Source organism: Corynebacterium aquilae DSM 44791, assembly GCF_001941445.1.
Lineage (GTDB): Bacteria > Actinomycetota > Actinomycetes > Mycobacteriales > Mycobacteriaceae > Corynebacterium > Corynebacterium aquilae.
In genome coordinates, this window is the sequence record NZ_CP009245.1 from 2,253,526 (window position 1) to 2,275,419 (window position 21,894).

Genomic DNA, 21,894 nt, shown 5'->3' on the forward strand with positions numbered 1-21,894 from the left:
AGGACTGTTAGTGGGTTGAACTTGTTCTGGTGCGTTTGTTGGGGTGTGTAGTGCTAGGTCGGGTTTTGTCGGGTTTTTCGGGGGCTAACTAAAAGGTGGCTGGCGCCCTGTGGGTGACCTCCGAATCACGGGTTGGTGATCCGGCGGTCGGGCGCGAATTCACCAGCAGGCTAGAACTGCTAGTGGTGAATCACAGGGGTGTGTTAGAGGCGGAATGCCTGGCGGACGGGCTCCGGCAGGAGCTTGCTGTCGATCACCCCGGTGCGCAGCAGGTGGCCGAGCACGGCGGCGATACCAGCGACGATGGCGAGCACGGCGACGATGCCGCCGAAGATTCCGGCGCCGGCCTTATCGGAGGAGCCGGGCTTGGTGGAGCCATCCTGATCCGTGAAACCGGGCTTGGTGGTGGAACCGTCGTTGCCCTGGTCAGCACCCTTCTTGGGGGTGATGCGGTAGATGTCGTTGGTGGTGGTGTCCTTGCTGCCGTCGCCACCCTTGTTGACGATGAAGGCGTTGCCCTTGCCGTCGGTGGTGACGTGGTTGGGGTAGGTGCCCACAGCGAGGTTGCCAGCAACTGCCAGGGTGTCCGCGTTGATCACGGTGGCGGTGCCGCCGGTGCGGTTCACGACGTAGTAGAGGCGGTTGGCCGGGTCGAAGGTGGCGGACAGGGCCTGGGCGCCGGTGTTGATGGTCTTGACGACCTGCTTGGTCTTGGTGTCGACCACAACGGCGTTGTTGGTGCCCTGGGAGGCGATGAGCAGCTGCTTGGTCTTCGGGTCGAAGGCCACACCGGAGCCGGTCTTGACGTCGTTTTCGGGCAGATTGATCAATTCGACCTTGTTGTTGTCGCGGGTGTGGACAACTGCTGCGACCGGAACGTCCATGGAGACGGTGTACAGGTCACCGGTCTCCTGGTCGAAGGCCAGAGACATCGGGCCGGGCACGCCAGCGTCACCGATCTTGATGTCATCCAGCTTTTCCAGCTTGTCGGCGTCGAACACTGCGAGCACGTCGCCGCCACGCGGGGTGGTGACGTAGACCTTCTGGGTCTTGGTGTCGACAGCGATGTCGCGTGCGTGGTGGGCGGAATCAATGGGGAACTGCTTGATCAGCTTCAGGTCGGTTGCGCTGTAGACAGCTACGGTGTCCTGACGGGTGTTGGTGACCCACACCTGGTCCTTGGCGTCGTTGACGGCGATGCCGTAGGGGCCGTACAGACCGCGATTCTTTTCACCGGCATCCGCGGGGGTGACCTCGGCGACCTTGGCCAGGGTGGTGGGGTCGAGCTTGTAGATGGAGGCTTCCTTCAGCGGCGGACGCCCCACGGAGCGGGTGACAAACAGTGCGTTCTGCTTGGCGGAGTAGGCGCTCTGGTACAGGCCGGAGGGCAGCTGGGCGTTGGTGACGGTGAAGTCCTCAACGTTGCGCACGGCGTTGTCCGGGGTCAGGGCGTTGGTGGTTTCGTAGGTCTTCTTGACCCCGTTGACCACGATGGTGACGGTGACGTTCTTGCCGACCAGCTGGGCTTCGTTGGGGATTGCAACGCCAGTCAGGGTAGCGGCGCCACTGGTGGCGGCGACCTTGCGCTGGGCGTCGGTCAGGAAGTTGGTGTTGCCCACACCAACGAAGTCGACGGTTGCGCCGTCGGGCAGGTTGGTGACGGTGACGTCAGCGGTGGAGTTGATGGCGTAGTTCGGGGTTTCTCCCTTGACGAACTTCACGTAGGCGGGCACCTCAGCCTTGACTTCCTGGGTGTCCTTGCCGTCGCTGAAGGTGAAGGTTGCTTCCGAGCCTGCGTAGGCGGTGGCCGGGAGGATAACGCCGGCAACGGTCGGGTCTTCGGCGATCGTGATGGAGTCGGCGGTTTGACGGCCGGCCTGGAACTTGGCGTCCTCGCCGTTGACCTTGACGGTGACCTTGGAGTCCTTGGCGAAGTTGACCAGGGCTGCGTTGGCGACGACGTCGCCGCTGCGGGACTGGTTGAAGCCCTTGATGCTGGTGGCCTTGTCAGTTGCCTCGGAGGCCTTGACGACCTTGTACCAGCCCACCCCAGTGAAGCCCTGGTTGAGGAAGCGCACGGCGTGCAGACCCTCGGTGATGTTTTCCGGGACGCGCACCTTGATGGTCATCTCGGACTGGTCAGGGGTGCGCGGGAAGACGGTGATCTGACGGTCAGCTTCTACCCTGGTCGCCCCGGTGCCCTCAATGTTCGGATTGGGCGCGTATTTGCCGTCGTCGATCTTTACAGACAGGGTATCGGCGTTTCCCTTCATGCCGCTCACCTTGAAGGTGATCATGCCACCAGGGGCGACCTCGTCGACGATGCCGAGTGCGGGAGTGCCTTCGCCGATTTTCAGACCGTCGGCGGTCAGGCTGTTGGCCGGGGCTTCGACCGCGAGGGCGGATGGGGCATAGGTGGCGGTCACGCCGCCGAAGATCATGCTGGTGGTGAGGAGGGCGGCGATGGCGCGGCGGCCAATGAGACGGTTGGTCACGATAGGTGTTCCCTTGTGTTCTGCTGTGTTTTTCTGGTCGAACTATCGGGTGAGTGCGTGCGGCGATCCCTGCGCAATGGGCTGGTGCGTCAGGTGCCTTTCAGCGACAGCCAAAACGACGTTTGTAACGTTGGCTTGCCTAAGAGAGGGTAGCCTGCCTGAAAGTTTGCGGTCAACCTTTCGTTTGATGCGACCTCATTCTTGCGCGCCACGGGGGTAGTCAAGATTTTGTCTCATTGCGATAGCCTGCACTAATCCACCTTTTGGGGTGCGTGACGTATTACCCCCGCCCTATATTCCGCAGGTCTTTAATTCCCCCGCCCCACGGGTTAGGCGCACTGCCCGAAGATGCTCCCCCAAGAATCGAAAAAATCCCCCCTTACTCCCCCACGTTTTTTCACCCTCCCCCACGGGTGTTGCCGGCCCCACCCCGATCGGCCGGCAACACCCTTTTTGCTTTTAGACTCCCACCACCAAGGCTTGCGCGAAGGCGTATTCACCGTCGTGGCTAATGGAGACTTGAATACGGCACTTCGGGCAGCTGGCGGCGAAGGATTGTGCGATGCTCCCACCCAGGCGCACCACTAGGCGCCCGTAGGCGTCTGATTCGACGGAGATCTCGGAAAAATCCACCGCTTCTTTCGCCAGCACTGGCGGCTGTCCCACCAGGGCCTGCTCCCAGGCTTTGATGATTGCTTCCTTCGCCGCAAACCGGCCCGCCACGAATTCCGCCCGGCGCGCCTCCGGTCGTTTGGCGAGGTGGCGGCGTTCGATCCCGGAGAGGATGTCGGTGAATCTGCTGCCGGGTTGGGCAAGTTGGGTGTTGATGCTGGGGATGTGGCAGATGTCGACGCCGAGGGCTGGGATGAGGGGGTGTGGTGGGTGCATGGTGTCCATTGTGGTTGGCGTGAGTGCGCCGACGCACCCCGTTGATGTGTGTCGCTGGGGTGCGTCGGCGGTTTGGATGGTTGGGGTCAGTGTTTAGGTGGTGATTTCCTTTCCGGTGCGGAGGACGCCGTCGACGAGACGGGCGTCGGGGTCGAGGAGGACGGCTGCTTCGCGGGTTTTGGCTTCTGCTCCGGTGGCGCCGAGGTTGCGGTCGACGGGTCGGGTGTAGAGGGGGCTGCCGCCGTAGATGCCGTCGAGGATGCGGCGGGCACCGTTGGCTATCCGGCTGTCGGAGGCGTTGATCCACTCCTTGAGGTCGTCTTCGCCGCGTTGGGTGCGTAGGGCTTGTTCGAAGGCTGCCGGGTGGACGACGGCGATCATGGCGGAGACGTGTCCGAAGCCGAGGGAGGTCACCAGGCCGGCTTTGGGCAGGCTGCTGGAGATGTCAAGCGGTTGGCGCAGCCACACGAGGTGGGGGTGGGTCGCCAGGACCGGGTCGACGCAGTCGAGGCTGCGGTTGGCGGGGATGGTGCCGTGTTTGAGTACCTGGGTCAGCCCGATGAGCTGGAAGGCTGCGGCGCCACCTTTGGCGTGGCCGGTCAGTGTCTTTTGGGAGATGACGTAGAGCGGGTTGCCGGTGCTGCGGCCGAGTGCGGTGGCGAGTCGTTCGTGGAGGTCGGACTCGTTGGGGTCGTTGGCCGCGGTGGAGGTGTCGTGTTTGGAGATGATGCCGATGTCGTCGGCGTCGACGTCGAGTGCGCGCAGTGCGGTGGCGAGGCGGCTGTTGGTGCCGCCTTGGGCGGCGCTGAGGGCGCCGAGACCAGGTGCGGGGATGGAGGTGTGGGCGCCGTCGGCGAAGGATTCGGCGAAACCGATGACGCCGTGGACGGGGAGTCCGAGGTCGGCGGCGACGCTGCCGCGGGCGAGCAGGATGGTGCCGCCGCCGGCGGATTCGACGAAGCCGGCGCGGCGGCGGTCGTTGGCGCGGGAGAAGTAGCGGTCGTCGATGCCCTTGTCTGCCAGTTCTTGGCTGGGGGCGGTGGCGGCCATGTCGCCGAAGCCGGTGATGCCTTCGATGGAGAGGTCGTCGAGGCCGCCGGCGACGACGAAGTCGGCTTTGCCGAGGCGGATTTTGTCCATGCCTTCTTCGACGGAGACTGCGGCGGTGGCGCAGGCGGCGACGGGGTGGATCATTTGGCCGTAGCCGCCGACGTAGGACTGCATGACGTGTGCGGCCATGACGTTGGGCAGCGCTTCTTGGAGGATGTCGTTGGCGCGGGGTTCTGCCAGTAGTCCGTCCAGGTAGAGGCTGCGCATGGATTCCATGCCGCCCATGCCGGTGCCTTGGGTGGAGGACACGCGGGTGGGGTGGATGTGGCGCATGACGTCGGCGGGGCTGAATCCGCTGGACAGGAAGGCGTCGACGGTGCAGACCAGGTTCCAGCAGGCGACGCGGTCGAGGTTGTCGACCATGTCGGCGGGGATGCCCCAGGCGGCGGGGTCGAAGCCTTCGGGGATTTGGCCGCCGACGAAGCGGCTCATGGCCATGCGCCGCGGGACGCGCACGGGGGTGCCGGCGCGGCGGGTGACCATCCATTCGCCGGTTTCTTCGTCGAAGAATGCTTCGGTGGTGTCCGGGTGGGAGGTGACGAAGCTGGTGGCGGCGGCCTTGTCGGAGACCTGGAAGGTGATGTCGTGGTCGAGGTAGATGGTGGTCAGTTCGGGGGCGAGGTTGTCGACCATGCCGAAGTCGTCGTGGTAGCGGCGCACGCCGACGCGGGCGAGTACTTCGTCGCGGTAGGTGTCGAAGATGTCTTCTTCGGCAATGGGGTCCCCGTCGGCGGTGTACCAGCCGGGGGTGGGGTCTTCGTCCCAGGTGATTAGCCCCATGGACCAGGCCAGTTCGATCACGCCGGCGGCGTTGAGGCTGCCGGTGAGTTCGGCGGTAAAGCGGGTGCGGGAGGACCCGTAGGGGCCGAGCTCTGCCGCGCCGACGATGACGACCATGTCGTGTAGTTTCTGGTCGACCTGGGTGAAGGTGGGGGCGTTGCGGCGGGGGTCGGCGGGGTTGGCCGGCAGGCTGGGCAGCGCCTTGATGCGCATGCTTGCGGCATCGTCCGCGTCTTCATCGGTGGCTGCCGCGCGGGCGTCAGCCTCGGCGGCGTTGCGGGCAAGTTCGGCCAGGTCCAGGTCGGCTTCTCCCAGTCCGCCGGTGAAGTCGACGGTGATGGGGCTGGTGGCGGCTTGGGCGCGCACCTCCGTGTCGATTTGGGTGAGCAGTTTGCCGGCCATTTCGGCGGTGGCGTAGGTGGTCACACCGGCGGCTTCGACGGCGTCGACCAGCGGGTCGTTGCCGCCCATCAGGCCGGTGCCGCGCACCCAGCCGATGAGCGCGTGGACAACACTGGTGCGCTGTCCCCACACCGGTTCGGCGTGCCAGCGGGTGACCAGCGCGTCGAGGGCGGCTTTGGCTTCGCCGTAGGCGCCGTCGCCGCCGAAGCGGCCACGGTTGGGGCTGCCGGGCAGCACCACGTGGAGGCGTTTGCCGACGTGGGTGTCGGTGGCGATGGCGGACAGGCCGGCGATGAGCTTTTCAACCGACCACAGCAGCAGGCGCATTTCGTTTTCGGCGCGGGGGCCGGCGTCGGCCAGGGAGCCCATGACGCGCGGGGCGGCGAAGGGGAACAGCACGGTCGGCACCAGGGCCGGCTTGATCAGCTTGGTCGCACCGTTGACGGTGGTGGTTTGCTCGCTGCCGATCCAGTCGATGAGGGAGTCCAAATCGGCGAAGCTGGACAGGTTTGCCGGGGCCACCCACAGGGCGGCCTGGCCGCGGGCGTTGTCGCGGTAGAGCTGCTTGTAGAACTCCAGGCGGTCGTGGTTGAGGCTGGAGGTGGTGACCACCACGGTGGCGCCACCGTGCAGCAGGCCGGCGGCCACATCAGCGGCAATCGAGTTCGGGGAGGCGCCGGTGACGACAGCGACGTCGCCGGCATAGGCCAGGGCGCTGGTGTCGCGGGCGGCGCGGGCCAGCTCATCCATGCCGGCCACGCCGCGGGAGGCGAAGAATTCCGCCATGGCGGCCACGGCCTCGCCCTGGCCGGTGACGTCGACGTCGGCGGGGTTGATGTGGCCGGCTGCGATGCGGGCGAGGTCTTCGCGGGCGGTGGCCCAGCGGTCGTCGATGAGGACGGCTTTGTTTTCGTCGAAGGACTGGCTGACGAGGCGCGGCCAGTCGCTGCCGAGTTCCTGGGAGACGATGTCGAACAGTTTCTGGTCGGCTTCCTCATCGCTCAAGCCCACGGTGCGGGGCTTGTGGTCCAGCCCCAGGGAGGTCAGGATGGTGCGTGCCGTGGCGGCCAGCACGCCGGCCTTGCCGGTGACGGTTTCGGCGAACTCGCCGAGGGCGGCGGAATCTACTACCCCACCGCCGGCACCGCCGGCCTGCGGGAGGCCGACGCTGATGCCGCGGGCGGCGGCGACTTGCTGCACGGCCGCGTCGATCAGCTGATCGAGTTCGGCGGCGCTAGTCGGGGTGGCGGGGCTCAAGCTAGCCAGTTCCCCGCCGCGCAGGGAGGCACCTTCGCGGGCGCCGGTGACGATGGCGGCGGTGACGTGATCGGCCCAGCCTTGGCCCAGCTGCCAGGTGCCGGTGACGCGTTCTGCGATGTAGGCGGGGCGTTTGCCGGTGGGGCCGGTGATGCGGCGCAGCGCATCGGCGGCAGCATCCGACAGGACCGGACCGAAGGCGGTGTAGCCCTTGGCCATCTTGGACACGGTGTTTTTCAGGTCGGCGAGTTCCGCATCGGCGGCACCATCAATGGCGCCCAGCCCGAACTCGACGCCCAGGTCGAGCAGCAGCTGGTTGCGGCGGGAGGACACGCCTTCGACGAGGGTTTCGATGCTGTCGGTCGCGCCCATCTGGTCGGGGCGCACCTTGGTCCACAGGCTGATCAAAAGCTCGGTGGCATCGGCCGGGGTGAAGGCGATGTCGGCGGGGCGTTCCCCACCGACCGGGGTGGCCGGGGCGGCGGCCACTTCGGTGGCGGCAGAGGCCACGTTGCCGGCAGCCTGGCCGGAGGTCGGCTCCTTAGCGGCCTGCTCCTCGGCCGCGGTTGCGGTGTCGTCTTCGATGACGGTGCGGGAGAACTCGTCGGTGGCGAACACGATGGCGCGTTCCCGTTCGACGTTGAGCACCTGCACATCATCGGCGTACTGGGCGTACTGCGGCAGGCGCAGGGTCTGGCCCATCATGTTCGCGATGGTCGGGGCGGATCCCACACCGACTTCCACGAAGCGATCCAGGTTCAGGGTGGTCAGCGCCAGGTCCTGAGTTTCGATCCACCGCACCGGGGAGGCGAACTGCCAGGCCAGCAGTTCGATGAGGATGGTGCGGGCCAGTTTCTGCTCGTCGGCTGCTGCCCGGTCGAAGTCGCTCAAGATCTCATCGAGCAGCGGGGAGGACACGACCTCGGTCATGGATTCCACGAACTCGCGGGAAAGCTCGAAGGGGCGAGCTACCAGGTTGGGGATGTAGCGCCCCACCAGCACGGATAGGTCGATTTCGTGCGGCAGCAGGCGGTCGAGGTGGTCGCGGAAGTCCGCTACGCCGTCGCGCAGGCGGGAGGAGTGGAAGGGCACGTCGATGCCGGGGATCATGATCAGGGCGCGCTGGCCGGGGGCGGCGGCCTCAGCGGCCGCGCCGAGGGCTTTCAGCCCGGCGACGGTGCCGGCGACCGCGTATTGCAGGCCGGCCAGGTTGTAGTTGACGATTTCGAGGAATTCGCCGGATTCCGCAGCGATGGTGGCGACGAAGTCGCCGACCTCCTCGGCGCCGAGGCCCATCTTGTTGGGGCGCAGCGCAGCAAGCCCGTAGTTGGAGCGGCCGTGCTCGTCGCGCTCGACGAGGCGGTGCATGGTCAGGCCGCGGCGGTAGACGATTTCGACCACGGATTCCAGGGACAGCACGCCCGCGTAGGCGGCCAGGGCGTTGTATTCACCGACGGAGTGACCGGCGAAGTAGGCCCGCTGGTTCAGGGCTGCGGCTTCGCGCATTTCGGCGATGGTGGCCACGCCCAGGCAGGCCATGGCGACCTGGGTGAACTGGGTGAGGAACAGTACGCCCTTGGGGTGGAAGAAGCGTTCCCCGCCGATGACAACTTCCTGCGGGTTGTTTTCCACGATTTCCAGAATGGAGAACCCCAGGTGGTCGCGGGTGTGGCGGTCGGCGCGATCCCACACGTTCTTGGCGGCGCGGGAGTTTTTGCGTGCCTCCATGCCCATGCCTTGGGATTGGATGCCTTGGCCGGGGAAGGCGTAGAAGGTGTTGGGGGCCTTCATGACGGCGGTGGCGGTGAGCACCGGGTTGCCGCCGACAGAGGCGGTGACGGCGCGGACTTCGCCGCGGCCGGGGCGGTCGTCGACGCCGGCGCGTTCGACGACGAATTCGACCGTTTCGCCCGGCAGGACCGGGGCGAGCATGGTGGCGGTGTATTCCACCACCTGGCTGGGGGCGGTGGTGACGGAGTCGTCGCTGTAGCCGCCGGCGGCGATCAGTTCCGCCATGGCGGAGGTCCACATGCCGTGCACGATGACGCCGGGCAGACCGGCCAGGGCTGCGGCTTTGTCGTCGACGTGGATGGGGTTGCGGTCCCCGGAGACGATGGCGAAGGGCAGCATGCTGCTGGGCGCGGTGACCTGTGCCTGGGCGCGGAAGGAGCGGGGGGTGTCGACGACGCTGGGCAGGATGGAGGTGTTGGTGCGCGCGGTGGAGGTGCCGTTGCGTCCGCGGATGGCGAAACGCTCGGACAGGGTGGCGATGTTATCGCCGGTGGTGGCGCAGCTTAGTTTGGCGCGGACGACGACGATGCGCCCCATGTCGGTGTCGACGACTTCGTCGGCGCGGGCGCTAATGGCCAGCTCGGCGCCTTGGAGGTCGCGGTCGTCGCTGATGGTGATGTGGTGTTCGAGGTGTACCAGGGACAGCATGCCTTCGACGACGCTGGCGTCGGTGCTGCCGGGCACGGTGGCGGCTTTCACGGCGGCGAAGATCGCCGGCCAGGCTTTGCCGACGAGCACGTCGGCGGCCACCTTCGTGGCGTTAATGCCGGTGGGCAAAAAGCCGGTGGTGACGGACTGGTAGTCGGCGATATCGGAGGCGGTGATGGTGGCGCGCCACTGTGCCTGGCCGTCGGCGTCGACCTCAGGCAGTTGCCCGCCGGCGGCCACGCGGGTGAGCTCCCCCATAGCGGCTTCGGCGTCGGCGGTGGTGACCACGGGGACGGTGCCGCCGGCAGCTGCTGCCGCGACGGTGAAGCGGATGGTTAGTTCGGTGGTGGTGCCGGCGGCGGTGGAGCCGGCCAGCGGGACCGACAGGACGGCGTGTTCTGCGTCTTCGCGCACCAGAGCAGCCCCGGTGGGGGCGTGGGTGGCGCGCTGGGCGAGGCCATCTGCGGTTTCCTCGGTGATGGTCCAGGCGTCGAGGTCGCCGAGGCGGGCGATCATGGAGCCAGTGTTGCGACCGGCCCAGAAGGTGCCCGGCGCGGCGATGACGGCGCGCACCACGTCGGTGGTGGCTGCGAGGGCGTCGCCGGTGGTGGTTTCCAGGATGCGCTGGGCGGTGTGGGCGCAGAAGCGGTCGAGGAGGTCGGCCACGGGTTCGTCGGCTTGTTGGATGCCGGCGACGGCTGCGGTGCCGGGGATGATGCAGACTTGGTCGGCATCGTAGCGGGGGTCGTGGGCTTGCCACAGGGAGTCGGAGCGCCACCAGCGGCGGACGTCTTTGTCGATGCGGGGCACGAAGTTGACGGGTTTGCCGGGGGTGCGGCATAGCCCGTAGAAGAAGGTGACGTCGGCGGGGTGCAGGGTGGCGGTGGTGGCCTGCGGGTAGGCGTCGACGAGGGCGGCGATTTGGGCTGCCGGGTCGACGGTGGTGTCGACGGTGGCGCGGGCGATTTTCGCTTCGAAGGTGCCGTGGTCGCGGTCGGCGAGGCGGGCTTCGGCACGGGCCAGCATGTCGTTGAAGCGGTTGGCCCAGGAGATGTCGGTCCATGCGCCCTGGTAGGGGCCGGACAGTTCCAGGTAGCGGGTGAGCCACTGCTGGTAGGTCATGGTGTCGACGTCGCCGAAGTAGGGTTTGGCGGTTTTGGCGATGGCGGCGATGATTTCTTCGCGGCGGGCGGCGACGGCTTCTTCGTCGCCGGCGACGTCGTCGAGGAGGCGGCCGGCTTTGGCGGCGGAGTTGTCGATTTCGTGGATGTCGGCGCCGAGTTGGCTGCGCCCGGAGGCCATGCCGCCGGTGGCGGAGCCTGCGCCGACCCACCCGTCGACGCCGGTGGTGTCGACGAGGAGTTGTTTGACACTGTCGGAGGTTTTGGCTTCTTTGCAGGCCATGGTGACGGTGCCGAGCAGGATGCCGTCGACGGGCATGTCGGGCAGGTCGTAGGCGCGGGCCCAGGTGCCGGTGATGTAGTCGGCTGCGCGTTCGGGGGTGCCGATGCCGCCGCCGACGCACAGGACGGTGTTGGGCTGTGCGCGGATGTCGTCGTAGGTGGCGATCAGCAGATCGTCGAGGTCTTCCCAAGAGTGGTGGCCGCCGGCTTTGCCGCCTTCGACTTGGATGATGATGTCGACGTCGGGGACGGCTTTGGCGATGGCCAGGACTTTGTCGATTTGGCGGACGGCACCGGGTTTGAAGACGACCCAGGAGAAGCCGTTGCCGCGAAGTTCGGCGATCAGGTCGACGGCTTCATCGAGTTCGGGCAGGCCGGCGGTGATGACGACGCCGTCGATGGGGGCGCCGTTGAGGCGGGCGCGCTGCACGAGCTTTTTGCCGCCGATCTGCATTTTCCACAGGTAGGGGTCGAGGAACATGGAGTTGAACTGGGCGTTGACGCCGTCGTCCAAAAGTTCTTCGAGGCGGGCCAGGTTGGCTTTGAGGATCTCGGGGGTGACTTGTCCGCCGCCGGCGAGTTCTGCCCAGTGGCCGGCGTTGGCGGCTGCGGCGACGATCTCGGGGTCGACGGTGGTCGGGGTCATGCCGGGCAGCAGCATGGGGGAACGGCCGGTGGTTTTGGTGAATTTGGTGACGACTCGCAGGGTGCCGTTGTGGTCGCGTTCGATGGTGGGCGCATATGCGCTGTAGGGGGTCGGCAGGGCGAGTTGCTCGCCGGCGTCGAAGAGTTTTTCTTGGCCTTCGGCAGTGCCGATGGCTAGGGTTCCGACGCCACGGCCGGCGACGATGTCGGCGGTGAGGAAGTCCACGCCTTCAGCGGGACCAAGGTCGAAGATCCACTGGGCACCCTTGTCGACGAGGTGCAACACGTCGCTGACCCAGTCGACGGGGGTGACCATGACGGCGGTGGCCATGCGCTCGGCGAGATCCACGTTCAACCCGCAGGCCTGCGCCCAGGTGACGACCTGGTCGACGGCGTCGGTCAGGCAGGGGTGGTGGAAACCGACTTGGACGTCGAGCGGGGTGAACACGGGCGCGAAGGGTTTGCCGCCCCGCTTTTTCTCCTCGATGTCCTTGGCATCTTTTCCGGCCCAGGCGGTGAGGACTTCGCGAACCTTGGCAACGTCTGCGGGACGGCCGACGACGACGTAGGCGTCGCGGGCGTTGCGCAAACCGATGACGGGGCGCATCGGGTCGGAGGCGTCGGGGAAGGCCGTGTCGATGGCCTGCTGGGTTTTTTCGCGGGTAATGCCCTGGATAAGCAGCATCGGCATGTCTTCGCCCTGTTGGATAGCGCCGGTGATCCGGGCCTGGCGGGTGACAGCCACGCCGATGAGTTCGGCAATGGCCAGCAGCTCAGCGGCATTGGAGGGGTCGACGGCTAGTTCGACGCCGAGGATGCCCTGGGAGTGTCCGATGGCGCCGACGGAGTCCTCGAGCTGCAGTCCCTGATTTTCCACGTCTCCCAGCACGGCGATCTGGGCGGTGAGGATGCCCGGCACGCTGTAGGCGGCGTGCATGGGGTTGAAGGCGACGCTGTCAGCGGTCGCCCAGGCGCACGGGTCGAAGCCGTGGGGGCGCACCCCGGCGATGTCGTCGGCGACAACGCTGATCAGGTCGGCGGCTTGTGCCACCACATCGTTGACGTTTTTCAGGCCACCAGTCAGGGACTGGGTTAGGGTACCGAGCCAGTCAAAGCCCTGGCCGGCAAAGCACAGGCCGAAAGGCTGTGCGCCCAGGCGATCGATCAGGCGCTGAGCACCCAGGGTGTACTGGTGGGACATCGGTTGCTTCGTCACGGTGGAAAATCTCGCTTTGCTTGGGGAAGTCTGTGCGGACAAACGCCAGCCGTGCGCGCGAGCCACGCGCACGGCATGAGGGCACTCTTATGTGCCACAAAAGTTTTGCCCAACCAATATGCCATAAAAAGTTGAGGAAACCGTCATCTTTTACCCCAAAAGGCCAGCAACTACCCCACCGACACCAACAAAAGGCCAGGTCGCAGCCAAAAAAGTTTTTCACCACAGACCACCCCCGCGCGTGTCATACCACCCCACCCCACATGCACGTGCACATCCCCCAAGCCTCACCCCACGTCAAACCCCAACCACCACAACACAAAACAACTAAACAGGGGAAAGGAGGTGAACAAAATGGCTGAAATAATCGGCTCCATAATCACCGCCACAATAAGCGGAATCTTCACCCTTATCGGTGTCTGGCTAAACTAATCCAGGACGATTGTTGCAACGACCGCTAGAATCCGCCAAGACCCCGCCGAATAAAAGAGCCCCCCGGCTACACGAACTAGCCGGGGGAACTCCCCCTAATCCTACACCCCAAAGGAACGCACCATGTCCTACACCAAACTAGCTTCCTTACTTGCCTACACCGGCGGATACGCTACCGCGCTTGCGCTACCTAGCAAGCTCCCCACAGTCGCCAAAGCAACTATTGCCGGGACTTGGGCACTGTCCCTATTCGGCATTCTCGCCGCCACCTTCGTAGACCACGCAAAGGAACAGCAATGATTGACCCGAAAATCACCGACCGCATCACCGGGCGGGAACTGTGGACCGCACAACAGTGCGCCGACCACTGCAACATCACCCGCCCCGGTTGGGCTTCCGGCTCCGCCCGCGGTTCCTACCCCGCCCCCGCCGGCGACTTCCATGTCGGCAAAGTGTGGTGGGCGGACGAAGTTATCGCATGGCGGAAAGAACACCCCGGACGAAAATAAAAAACTAGCCCCTAGCACCACTCTAAAGAGTGATACTAGGGGCTTTTGTTGTGCGCCTGGGGAGACTTGAACTAGTCTTTTGGGGTTTTGCCCTAGCGCCTTGACCTGCGGTTTTGTGCGGTTGAGGTGCGGGAATGGGTGCTTTGGGGCATTTTCGTCACTACTGGTTACTACTGGTTGCTACTTCTTTGCGAGCCTTTAGCGAGCCTTTGCGGAGGGGGTGGCGGGTGGCCCCGCTTTTTGGGATTGGGGGCGGGGGTAGTTTTGCGCACTTGCCACCCCCATCACCCCTACACATTTGCCTAATCGGTGTCACGCAATGTATACTAGGGTTATGAACGAAAGGAGAAAACATGAAATAACCACCACAACACAAAACAACTAAACAGGGGAAAGGAGGTGAACAAAATGGACACCATAATCGGAGCCATCATCACCGGATTATTCAACGTCCTAGGAATCTGGTTAACCCACAAATTAACCAAGAAAAAACCAGACAATGAATAAAGGAACCCCCTGGCTATCCCAACTAGCCAGGGGGAACCCCCCTAACTCTACCAACCAAAGGAACACCACACCATGAACTTCAATCGAATCGCACTAGGGGCACAAGTAACCCTAAGCATGGCCGCGGTTATCGCCCTAGGCCAAAAATGGCCCACCCCAATCATCATCACCCTATTCGCTGGTTGGGCAATCAGTTGGGCGGCCCCCTTCGTCCGGATCTACGTCAACAACAAGGCAGGTTCCCAATGAGCATTGACCCGAAAATCACCGACCGCATTACCGGGCGGGAACTGTGGACCGCACAACAGTGCGCCGACCACTGCAACATCACTCGCCCCGGTTGGGCTTCCGGCTCCGCCCGCGGTTCCTACCCCGCCCCCGCCGGTGACTTCCATGTCGGCAAAGTGTGGTGGGCGGACGAGGTTATCGCATGGCGAAAAGAACACCCTGGACGAAAATAAAAAAAATTGCCCCCGCTAACCACAACGGCTAGCGGGGGCACTTCCCTACACAGGGGGGCTATCACGCGGAAGATTTTCCTTCCAAGTATCAAAAGTCTTGAACTCCGGCGGCGGCCATTGAAGGCCATGCTCCAACAAAAACGAAGCCACGCGAGCCACCTCCGCGGCGGCGTACACGTTATAAAGCTTGAGTTCCTCATATTTACGGCGGGTGTTGTGGTGTTCTTCGCGTTCCGCGGCCCACTCCCGCCGAAGCTTATTCATATCTTCCTCAAGGCTATGAATCGTTTGCGCGTACCGGTCTAGTGTTCCCTGCTGTGTGTTGAGAATCATCTCAAGGCGCTTCGTTGACTCGCCTTCAATGCTTGAGCGGCGGTTCAGCATGGCGACGAAAAAGCCGCCAATGGCGGACACGATTCCAACAATTACGGAGTCACTTAGCGGCACCTGGCATTCTCCGTTCTCCGTAGGTGGCAACAATGAGAATCGCCGCGGCAATCATCACGTAGTTCTTCACGGACACCCACGCCCGGGCTTGATCCTCAATCTGCCACGCAACCGCGTAGCCGCCGGCAAGAAGGAGTGTGAGTGACATGGCTAGGGCTAACCCCACTTGCCTAGGTTTGTAGAACCACTGTCCGGCGAACAGTGCGGTGGCGGCGAGAATCCAGGCCGTCCCAAAATACGTTCCCCCGGTTAGGCGCTCCACAACTCCTAGCGTTGAGGGGATCGCGCCGAACGGGGGAAGGTAGGCAAGCCCGGTCAATAGGCACCATAGGGCAAGGCCCGCGTGAGCGATTCGGGACACGGACGGCAATGGAATCACGCGCCTTCGGTTGTGTCCGCGTGAGCGTCCATGAGCCGGGCCCGGTATTCCTCCATAGGAGATAGTGCCGGCGGGGTGTTGCCCTCCGGCTCCGGCTCCGGTTCGGGCTGCGTGGTTCCGGCGAAGGCCGCAACGGGGGAATGGAGGTTCGCAAGGGCGAGCACGGACGCGACGGACGCGGCGATAGCGGGGACACGGTTCAGCCAGGAAGTTAGGCCGTCCGCGTCAATGGCTCCCGCGATAAGCGCGCCGATTCCTACAAGCCCCACCACCACATAGATAGCGGCGCGAAGCACGGGAGTGCTTGACAGCAACTCAACCTTATTTTTGTTGGTGTTCATTAGCGCTTCTCCTTATTGTGCGGGTCGAACATGCCGGGAACTTTGAGCGCTTCGCCAACAGCGGCGAGCGCGTCCACAACTGTGCGGCCGCCTAGCTGGGGCCAACCCGTGAACTTCGGGACTCCGCCTTCCTGTTCGGGCCCGGCGAGTTGATCCAGAATTAGGCGGGCTTCGGTGCTCATGGTGAATCCTTTCGGTTGTGGTGCCGGCTTCGCGGCGGGTGGTGGCGGGGTGTTGTCGCCCCGGTTCATTTCTTCTTTAACCATGTTGAGGAACACGTCCCACGGGAAGCCGGAGCCGGGGTCCGTGTGGTCTGTTCCGCCCCATGCCTGGCCGGTTTCCAGGTGCCCAACGAAGCCCTTTTGCTTCTGTCGAAGCTGCGAAGCGGTGAGCTTCACCGGGGGGATTCCGTACAGTTTGCAGCGGTTCGCCGCGACTTTTGCGCCTGCGCGGAGCATGTTGGGGTATTCAAGCCACTTTTCACGCTTCCACGCCGCACGGGCAACGAAGCTAATGTGGATAAGCCAGTTGTTTCCCACGTTGCCGCTTGCCCATACGATCCACCCGTCCGTGTTCGCAAGGAGCGTTCGGCCCCTACTGTCCACTAGGACGTGGTAGGAGCCGGATTCGGACGTGATTTGGTAGTTCGCGACGTTCTCCGCCGGGGTGCCCGCGTCGTTCTCCGTGGTGTGGACACAGATTCCAAAGATTCCGGAGGTGGGGCGGGGGCCGCCGAAGGTAAAGCGTTCGTGCCAGTCAAGCGTGTATTTCAAGTGATTGCCCTCCTTTGGGCATGAAAAAACACCCCGTGGTGTGCGGGGTGTTCAGTGATTGGGGGGCTAGGTGTCAAGCGCGGCTGTAATACCGTCCGTTAGGTTGCGCTGGTTCTGGGTTAGGAGTTTGAGCGCTTCGCCGTGCGAGGATAACGCGCTCATAAGTTCGCGATTCATGTCCTTAAGGACGGCAATCTCTTTGTCCATGCGGTCTAGGTCGCGGGTCATTCGGTCAACATCGCCGGCGCGAATGAGTGGCTTATTCAACGGGTTCCCCTTCCATCTTCGGGACTTCAATCCATGTTCCGGAATCGTCGCCGGGTTCCGCAAGGGTGGGTTCCGGCGCGGTGTTCTCCCACTCTTTCCGCTTGTGGATTACGTGGTATCCGGTGGGGTATCCGAAGGCGGCGGCGGGGGGCTTTTTCCATATGACTACGCCGTCTTTTCGTTTCGGTTCCGTCGCTTCGTAGTATTGCGCCGCGACGGCGTTAGCCTGTGCGCGTGTTTCCGGAAGGCGCTTGCGACGGTCGTATTCGTTCACCATTGCACGGTGGCAATTTATGAACGTTTCCCCTTCGGGAATATCACGAAGGGCTTCGATCCATGCGTTCATGTTGAATGTGTTCATTTTTACGCTTCTTTAATGGGGGTGGGGAAGATTTGCACAAGCGCGAAAACGTTCCCGTCCGCGACCTCTTGCGGATTCGCAACGGTGCCAAAGTGAAGCGTTCCGCGACTATCTTCCGAAGCTAGTGTGAGAACTTGCCGCTTAGGTTGCATGAAACTTGCGTTCGGAATTGAACTAACAGCGGCGGGGCGAACGTTGCGGTTCGGGCGGTGGTAAATAGATAGGTTTGTTGAGCCATTCCATGTGATAGCCACTGTGCTTACACCCGCGGGGAGGTTGACATAAACATCTGATTCGGTTCCGCCAATTAGTGCGGTGTTTTCCGTGCGCGGCTTCATTATTACTGACCACGGCATTGAGTCTTGAAACTGTTTAAGGGGGGAAGTCATTTACGGTTCCTTGTTCTTCCGGCTAGCTCCACTAAGCCATAACGGCCCCGTAAAACTTAGCCAATGTGCTACATGTTGTCCCCTCCCGAAGGAGGGGTTAGACAATTTATTAGCGGGTCGGTCGCTAGGCTTCTTCGGACACAATTGGGTGAACTGTGATTTGAACTGTTCGCCAATTCTTTTGAAAATCAATCGCCGCCGTGTCCGCAAAACGTGTAGTTGTTGCGATAACTCCGTAGGTGCCGTCCATCACGTCAACTTTCCCTTCCTTAATGCCGATAACAGTTTGAAGGAATCCATCACGTGAATTGCTGTACTCAACACGGATTTCTGCCCACCCTGACCAAAGCTTCCCGTTGGAATAATCTATGTGATCTTGGAAAATAAAATCGACACCTGTCATGCCTTTATAAGCCACGTCCACATAGCTCAAACCATAGTTAAACGGCATTTTCTTAACTGTTTTTCCGTCGGCCAAGGTAAGCAAGAACACTGTCTTTGGAGACATAAACCGCATATAAAGCAAACTCCGCCAGTTGTCCATCGCGATTTCCTTGGCCTGCTTGCCAACCTCCGCCGCCTTCTTGCCAACTTCCGCCGCCTTCTTGCCAACCCGCTCCGCGTCATTCGCAACCGCTTGAGCCTTGCCAGCAACCTCCGTAGCCGCGTCCGAAGCCCGCTTAGCGTCCGAAGCCGTCCGCGTAGCAACCTGCGCCACCTCCCCGGCCCACATACCAACCATTGCAGCCGAACCCGCCGCCGCCGCCGAAGCACGAACACCCGCCGCAAGCGCTTCATTAATCAACGTCTGCTGATCCAGAATCGTTGTGTGAAGCTCCGTGATTTCGCGAAGATTGTCCGCCGCGTCTTTCGCTGCTTCCGCCGCGCTACTAGCGTCCGTCGCAACCTGCGAAGCCGCCGAAGCTGCGCTACTCGCTTCCCGCGAAGCATTCGAAGCGGCTTCCGCCGCGTCCGAAGCCGCCGTGGTCGCCGCTTCAAGATTCGCGTTCACGGCTTCCTGTGCTTCTAACACTTCGCCGTGCTTCGCTAACACGTCCCGCTGCTGTTCCTGCGTAGTGGTCAACAGTTCCTGTGCTTCGGCAACCTTGCCAACAGCGTCCGCAAGTTTTTCGTCCGCCGTCCGCAAGTCCTCATTCACGGATTGCTGAATCGCTTGCGCTTCTAGCGCGGACTGTGCCGAACGTGTAGCCGCGTCCGCTGTTTCCTGTGCATAAAGCGCCGTGAGTGCAGCGTGCGAAGCGGCACCCGCCACAACACGAAGGCCACCCGTCAAGGCTTCGTTCACCTCGCCCTGAATGCGAAGGGCTTCGTTCTGTGCCCTGTCTGCCGCCGCCGAAGCCTGCAACGCTTCTTCGTGCATGGTGAGCACTTCGCCGTATTTACCGGCGACGATCTTTTCCTTCGCGTTCACGCTGCTAAGTGCTTTTCCGGCCTGTGCCGCCGCGGACTCCGCCGCGCTCACCTTCGCTTGCGCCGCCGTGTTCGCCTGTTCCGCACGATTGGCGAACGCTTCCGCATTCGTCACCAACCCGGACACGCGCCCGGCTTCCGTGCGGGCCTTTTCCCCGGCGGCTTCCGCGGCCTTCACATGCCCGGCGGCTTCCCGAAGCTTGCCGTCAATCGCGGCTGTTGCCTGCGAAGCCTTCGAAGCTTCCGACTTCGCAGTTTGCGCCGCCGCCTTCGCTTCCTCCACGGCACTACGCGAGGACGCGAGGGACACGCCGGCCTGTTCGCTTGCCTTGCGCGCTTCGTCCCGAAGTCCCGCCGCTGCTTTCCTAGCTGCTTCCGCTGCTTCCGCTTGACCACGCGCCGCCGATACCTGCAACGCGGCCTGATCCGCGAAGCCGGAAGCACGGCTCACATGTTCCTCAACACGGTTCGCTGCTTCGCGTGCTTCCGCTATGAAGCCGTCAACCGTGTTGAGTTTTTCCTGAACCTGGTCAAGCTTCGGGGCAACCGTATCTAGCTTTTCGCGGACTTCGCGGTTGATTGTGTCCGCACGGTCCGCGGCTTCAACTGCTAAGGCAATGTTGCTTTTCGCTTCCGCGACTTCGCCCGCCATGCGTTCCGCCTGTGCCTTCGCGAGCATAGCGTCCGTTGCGGCGAGCTCCGCAACTTCATGCGCCGCCGAAGCCGTGCGGGAAGCCGCCGAAGCCTTGACGGACGCGGACGCGGCAACACTACGTGTCTCCCGCCCTTCCGCTTGACGTTCGCGGCGTTCCTGCTCAATAGTGCGGAGTGTTTCGCGGTTGCGTTCCGCAAGGCCGCGACGGTTGCGAATCAACTGTCCGCCCGCGTGAATGTTCCACTCCACAACGCGGGAATCATCTGTAACCGCGTCAATCCCCGTGATTGGGAGCTTGACGTATTTCCCGGCCCATAGTTGAACCTCCACCACGTCGCCTAGGTTGAAGTCGCGGTACGGTTCCAGCGGGCCTAACGCGGCGCGGTTGATACTCCGGTCAATGAGCACATCACCGGCGGTTCGCTCCGCAACGTTTTGGAGTTCGTCAACAACGGTGGAGCGACTGTTCGGAACGTCAACTTCAACGTCCACGCGGACGAAGCGGCGAGAGAACCTTCCGGGAACGTCCGCGAGCTTCGCGACGAAGCCTAGCTCCGTGCCCTCCGGAGTTTCCGGGGCTTCGTGACCTTCCGGCCATGTAACCGCGTACCGGCCCCACGCATGGGAAGCAATACCGCGAACCACGGAAACATTGCCCGCCGGGGCTGTAAGTTTGAGCGCCATGCGCTACACCTCCCGCGAGTAGTAAGCGTGAACCACTAGAACGGCGTGGTCAAAAGTTTTCGTGCCGCCGGCAACCGTAAGCGCCGGATCGCCGGGCAACCACAAGGAAACAGTCACAGTCACACCCGCATTCGCGGCGGGTTCCGCGATTGTCTCCCACAAGTTCGAATCGTCAACGCGGATAAACGTTTCCGGCCCTTCTTCCTGGGTGGGGGTCATGTCCACAACCATGTGTGGATTTTCCAGCCACCCAAAACGGCCATTCACCGCGTCCAACGAATCCTGAATAAGTTTGCGAATCACGCGTTGCGCCGGGCCGGTCATGGTGTAACCGTCCGCCGTGGTTGCAAGCTCAATAGCGGCCATGTCGAAGCGGACTCCGCCCCACTTTCCAGCCGCGTCCCCGTCGCGGGACTCAAGCGTATTCGCAAGCCAAGACACAGGAACGGACGCGGCGGGCCATGCGGCGAGGTAGTCCGCAAGGTCAAGCCCCTTCACCGTGATAGTTGTGGGGGCTTCTAGCCCCGTGTCCGCTTCGATCCGGTTAATGATGAACGCGTAGCGGGTGCGCGCCCGTTCAATCACCAACAGGCGCGCCGGAGCCTTCTCAATAGGGACGCGCCCTTCTTCGTCAAGGTTGCCGAAGGTGGAGCTAATCAACTCCATTACGCCCGCCGAAGTGGGTGCTATGCGACCCCTAGCCGGGAACGTGGCTTCAAGGGTGCCGATACCGTGCCGTGTTTTCTCCGCCTTGACGGAGATAGGGGGCGGCAACTGGCATACCGGCGAACCGTCCTCATTGAGGATTCCCACGAACTGCCCGAAGCCCGCGGCGAAGATACGCACGCCGGTGCGGTAGCCCTTCCAATCCATGCTGTTCACCTCCGCGGGTTTAGGTACGCAAGTCGATATTCAACAACCGCGTCCCCGCCAACTTCGATAGTTCCCGCCCCGCCCTTCGGAACGCCGAAAATGAGCGGGAGGGCGCGAACCTTATCCCACGTGGCGTAGTCGGTTCCGCCACGTGCTGTCTTAACTACAAGCGACTCAAGCGGATCTAGAAACACCCGCCGTTTACTAGACACCTTCGGGAGTTCTGTTTTTAGAACAGTGTTCATTGCAACGGGGGACGCTTCCTTCCACAGGATCGAAGGGAATACCGGAGCGTCCCCCGTGTTCGTGATTGTGACCTTGCCGGTTCCTGTTTGAACCGGCCCAAGCCACAACCCACCGTCCGCGGCAACGGAGATAGTGAGTTCCCCGTCCGTGTCACTGTTGTCCGCCGGGAGTTCCGGATATTCAGACAACCGGACAGGAAGCGACAAAACTTCACCCCCGCGTGTTGTGACCTCCAACTCCCCCGGCTTAGACGTACTCCACAAGGCGAGGAAGGCGCGGGCCTTATCCTCCGTGGGGTAGTAAAGCGTGAGGGAACCGGAGATAGGGGAAACTGTTTCGTCCCCCACCAACACGCCGGGAACGCCGGGAACTGTGAACGTCGAAAACTCCGAAGAACCTACAAGCCCCTCCACGCCTTCCCGTTTAAGGAACACTTCATTTCCTTCGTCCGGGGTGAGGTCAACACGAACCCCTTTGGGGGACACGTAGACAATTTTCTTCATC

Annotated in this window: 17 protein-coding genes; 4 read left to right on the plus strand and 13 right to left on the minus strand. The window is 63.0% G+C overall.

Annotated features, from left to right (window positions below; translation table 11 throughout):
- Positions 1–203 precede the first annotated feature (203 nt).
- The 3 genes from CAQU_RS09480 to CAQU_RS09490 all read right to left on the minus strand — a co-directional run bounded on the left by CAQU_RS09480 (position 204) and on the right by CAQU_RS09490 (position 12,620).
- Positions 204–2,495, minus strand: coding sequence for a beta-propeller fold lactonase family protein (locus tag CAQU_RS09480; RefSeq protein ID WP_075727211.1), 2,292 nt, complete (start codon positions 2,493–2,495; stop codon positions 204–206).
- Positions 2,496–2,954: 459 nt separating this feature from the next.
- A complete protein-coding gene (locus tag CAQU_RS09485; protein ID WP_075727213.1) occupies positions 2,955–3,383 on the minus strand; it encodes a holo-ACP synthase in 429 nt (142 codons plus the stop codon).
- Between the two features lie 93 nt (positions 3,384–3,476).
- Positions 3,477–12,620 (minus strand): type I polyketide synthase, encoded by a 9,144-nt coding sequence (locus CAQU_RS09490; RefSeq protein WP_075727215.1) that lies wholly within the window; start codon positions 12,618–12,620, stop codon positions 3,477–3,479.
- A gap of 570 nt (positions 12,621–13,190) precedes the next feature.
- On the opposite strand from CAQU_RS09490, the gene CAQU_RS12705 reads away from it, so the two are divergent.
- The 4 genes from CAQU_RS12705 to CAQU_RS09500 all read left to right on the plus strand — a co-directional run bounded on the left by CAQU_RS12705 (position 13,191) and on the right by CAQU_RS09500 (position 14,544).
- Complete coding sequence (locus tag CAQU_RS12705) at positions 13,191–13,367, plus strand: hypothetical protein (RefSeq protein WP_157108977.1); 177 nt, start codon at positions 13,191–13,193, stop codon at positions 13,365–13,367.
- Positions 13,364–13,576 carry a hypothetical protein gene (locus CAQU_RS09495; protein WP_157108978.1) on the plus strand — a complete coding sequence of 71 codons (213 nt, stop codon included), beginning with the start codon at positions 13,364–13,366 and terminating at the stop codon, positions 13,574–13,576. The genes CAQU_RS12705 and CAQU_RS09495 overlap by 4 nt, the downstream gene beginning before the upstream one ends.
- 579 nt (positions 13,577–14,155) lie before the next feature.
- Positions 14,156–14,332 carry a hypothetical protein gene (locus CAQU_RS12710; protein WP_157108979.1) on the plus strand — a complete coding sequence of 59 codons (177 nt, stop codon included), beginning with the start codon at positions 14,156–14,158 and terminating at the stop codon, positions 14,330–14,332.
- Positions 14,329–14,544, plus strand: a complete 216-nt coding sequence (locus tag CAQU_RS09500) for a hypothetical protein (RefSeq protein WP_157108980.1) — start codon at positions 14,329–14,331, stop codon at positions 14,542–14,544. The genes CAQU_RS12710 and CAQU_RS09500 overlap by 4 nt, the downstream gene beginning before the upstream one ends.
- A 45-nt stretch (positions 14,545–14,589) precedes the next feature.
- On the opposite strand, the gene CAQU_RS09505 is transcribed toward CAQU_RS09500, so the two are convergent.
- From CAQU_RS09505 to CAQU_RS09550, 10 genes are all read right to left on the minus strand, one after another.
- Positions 14,590–14,958: a hypothetical protein gene (locus CAQU_RS09505; RefSeq protein ID WP_157108981.1), complete on the minus strand. Its 369-nt coding sequence runs from the start codon at positions 14,956–14,958 to the stop codon at positions 14,590–14,592.
- A gap of 19 nt (positions 14,959–14,977) precedes the next feature.
- The gene (locus tag CAQU_RS12715; RefSeq protein WP_157108982.1) at positions 14,978–15,139 is read right to left on the minus strand and encodes a hypothetical protein; all 162 of its coding nucleotides are present in this window, start codon (positions 15,137–15,139) and stop codon (positions 14,978–14,980) included.
- Positions 15,140–15,366: 227 nt separating this feature from the next.
- Positions 15,367–15,711, minus strand: coding sequence for a hypothetical protein (locus CAQU_RS09515; RefSeq protein WP_075727219.1), 345 nt, complete (start codon positions 15,709–15,711; stop codon positions 15,367–15,369).
- Positions 15,711–16,484 carry a peptidoglycan recognition protein family protein gene (locus CAQU_RS09520; RefSeq protein ID WP_075727221.1) on the minus strand — a complete coding sequence of 258 codons (774 nt, stop codon included), beginning with the start codon at positions 16,482–16,484 and terminating at the stop codon, positions 15,711–15,713. Before CAQU_RS09520 ends, CAQU_RS09515 begins: the two co-directional genes overlap by 1 nt.
- Positions 16,485–16,550: 66 nt before the next feature.
- Positions 16,551–16,751: a hypothetical protein gene (locus tag CAQU_RS09525; protein ID WP_075727223.1), complete on the minus strand. Its 201-nt coding sequence runs from the start codon at positions 16,749–16,751 to the stop codon at positions 16,551–16,553.
- Entirely contained in the window at positions 16,744–17,097 is a 354-nt protein-coding gene (locus tag CAQU_RS09530; protein ID WP_157108983.1) for a hypothetical protein, read from the minus strand. Before CAQU_RS09530 ends, CAQU_RS09525 begins: the two co-directional genes overlap by 8 nt.
- Before the next feature lie 17 nt (positions 17,098–17,114).
- Positions 17,115–17,501, minus strand: coding sequence for a hypothetical protein (locus CAQU_RS09535; RefSeq protein WP_075727227.1), 387 nt, complete (start codon positions 17,499–17,501; stop codon positions 17,115–17,117).
- Between the two features lie 124 nt (positions 17,502–17,625).
- Complete coding sequence (locus CAQU_RS09540) at positions 17,626–20,079, minus strand: coiled-coil domain-containing protein (RefSeq protein WP_157108984.1); 2,454 nt, start codon at positions 20,077–20,079, stop codon at positions 17,626–17,628.
- A 195-nt stretch (positions 20,080–20,274) separates the two neighbouring features.
- Complete coding sequence (locus tag CAQU_RS09545) at positions 20,275–21,144, minus strand: hypothetical protein (protein WP_075727231.1); 870 nt, start codon at positions 21,142–21,144, stop codon at positions 20,275–20,277.
- Positions 21,145–21,149: 5 nt separating this feature from the next.
- The gene (locus CAQU_RS09550; RefSeq protein ID WP_075727233.1) at positions 21,150–21,893 is read right to left on the minus strand and encodes a phage tail family protein; all 744 of its coding nucleotides are present in this window, start codon (positions 21,891–21,893) and stop codon (positions 21,150–21,152) included.
- Position 21,894: the final 1 nt, after the last annotated feature.

Excerpts from the sequence above, each read along its gene's own strand:
- CAQU_RS09485 (WP_075727213.1), bottom strand. The coding sequence starts at position 3,383 with ATGCACCCACCACACCCCCTCATCCCAGCCCTCGGCGTCGACATCTGC.
- CAQU_RS09490 (WP_075727215.1), bottom strand. The coding sequence starts at position 12,620 with ATGTCCCACCAGTACACCCTGGGTGCTCAGCGCCTGATCGATCGCCTG.
- CAQU_RS12705 (WP_157108977.1), top strand. The coding sequence starts at position 13,191 with ATGTCCTACACCAAACTAGCTTCCTTACTTGCCTACACCGGCGGATAC.
- CAQU_RS09495 (WP_157108978.1), top strand. The coding sequence starts at position 13,364 with ATGATTGACCCGAAAATCACCGACCGCATCACCGGGCGGGAACTGTGG.
- CAQU_RS12710 (WP_157108979.1), top strand. The coding sequence starts at position 14,156 with ATGAACTTCAATCGAATCGCACTAGGGGCACAAGTAACCCTAAGCATG.
- CAQU_RS09500 (WP_157108980.1), top strand. The coding sequence starts at position 14,329 with ATGAGCATTGACCCGAAAATCACCGACCGCATTACCGGGCGGGAACTG.
- CAQU_RS12715 (WP_157108982.1), bottom strand. The coding sequence starts at position 15,139 with ATGTCACTCACACTCCTTCTTGCCGGCGGCTACGCGGTTGCGTGGCAG.
- CAQU_RS09515 (WP_075727219.1), bottom strand. The coding sequence starts at position 15,711 with ATGAACACCAACAAAAATAAGGTTGAGTTGCTGTCAAGCACTCCCGTG.
- CAQU_RS09530 (WP_157108983.1), bottom strand. The coding sequence starts at position 17,097 with ATGAACGCATGGATCGAAGCCCTTCGTGATATTCCCGAAGGGGAAACG.
- CAQU_RS09535 (WP_075727227.1), bottom strand. The coding sequence starts at position 17,501 with ATGACTTCCCCCCTTAAACAGTTTCAAGACTCAATGCCGTGGTCAGTA.
- CAQU_RS09545 (WP_075727231.1), bottom strand. The coding sequence starts at position 21,144 with ATGGATTGGAAGGGCTACCGCACCGGCGTGCGTATCTTCGCCGCGGGC.
- CAQU_RS09550 (WP_075727233.1), bottom strand. The coding sequence starts at position 21,893 with ATGAAGAAAATTGTCTACGTGTCCCCCAAAGGGGTTCGTGTTGACCTC.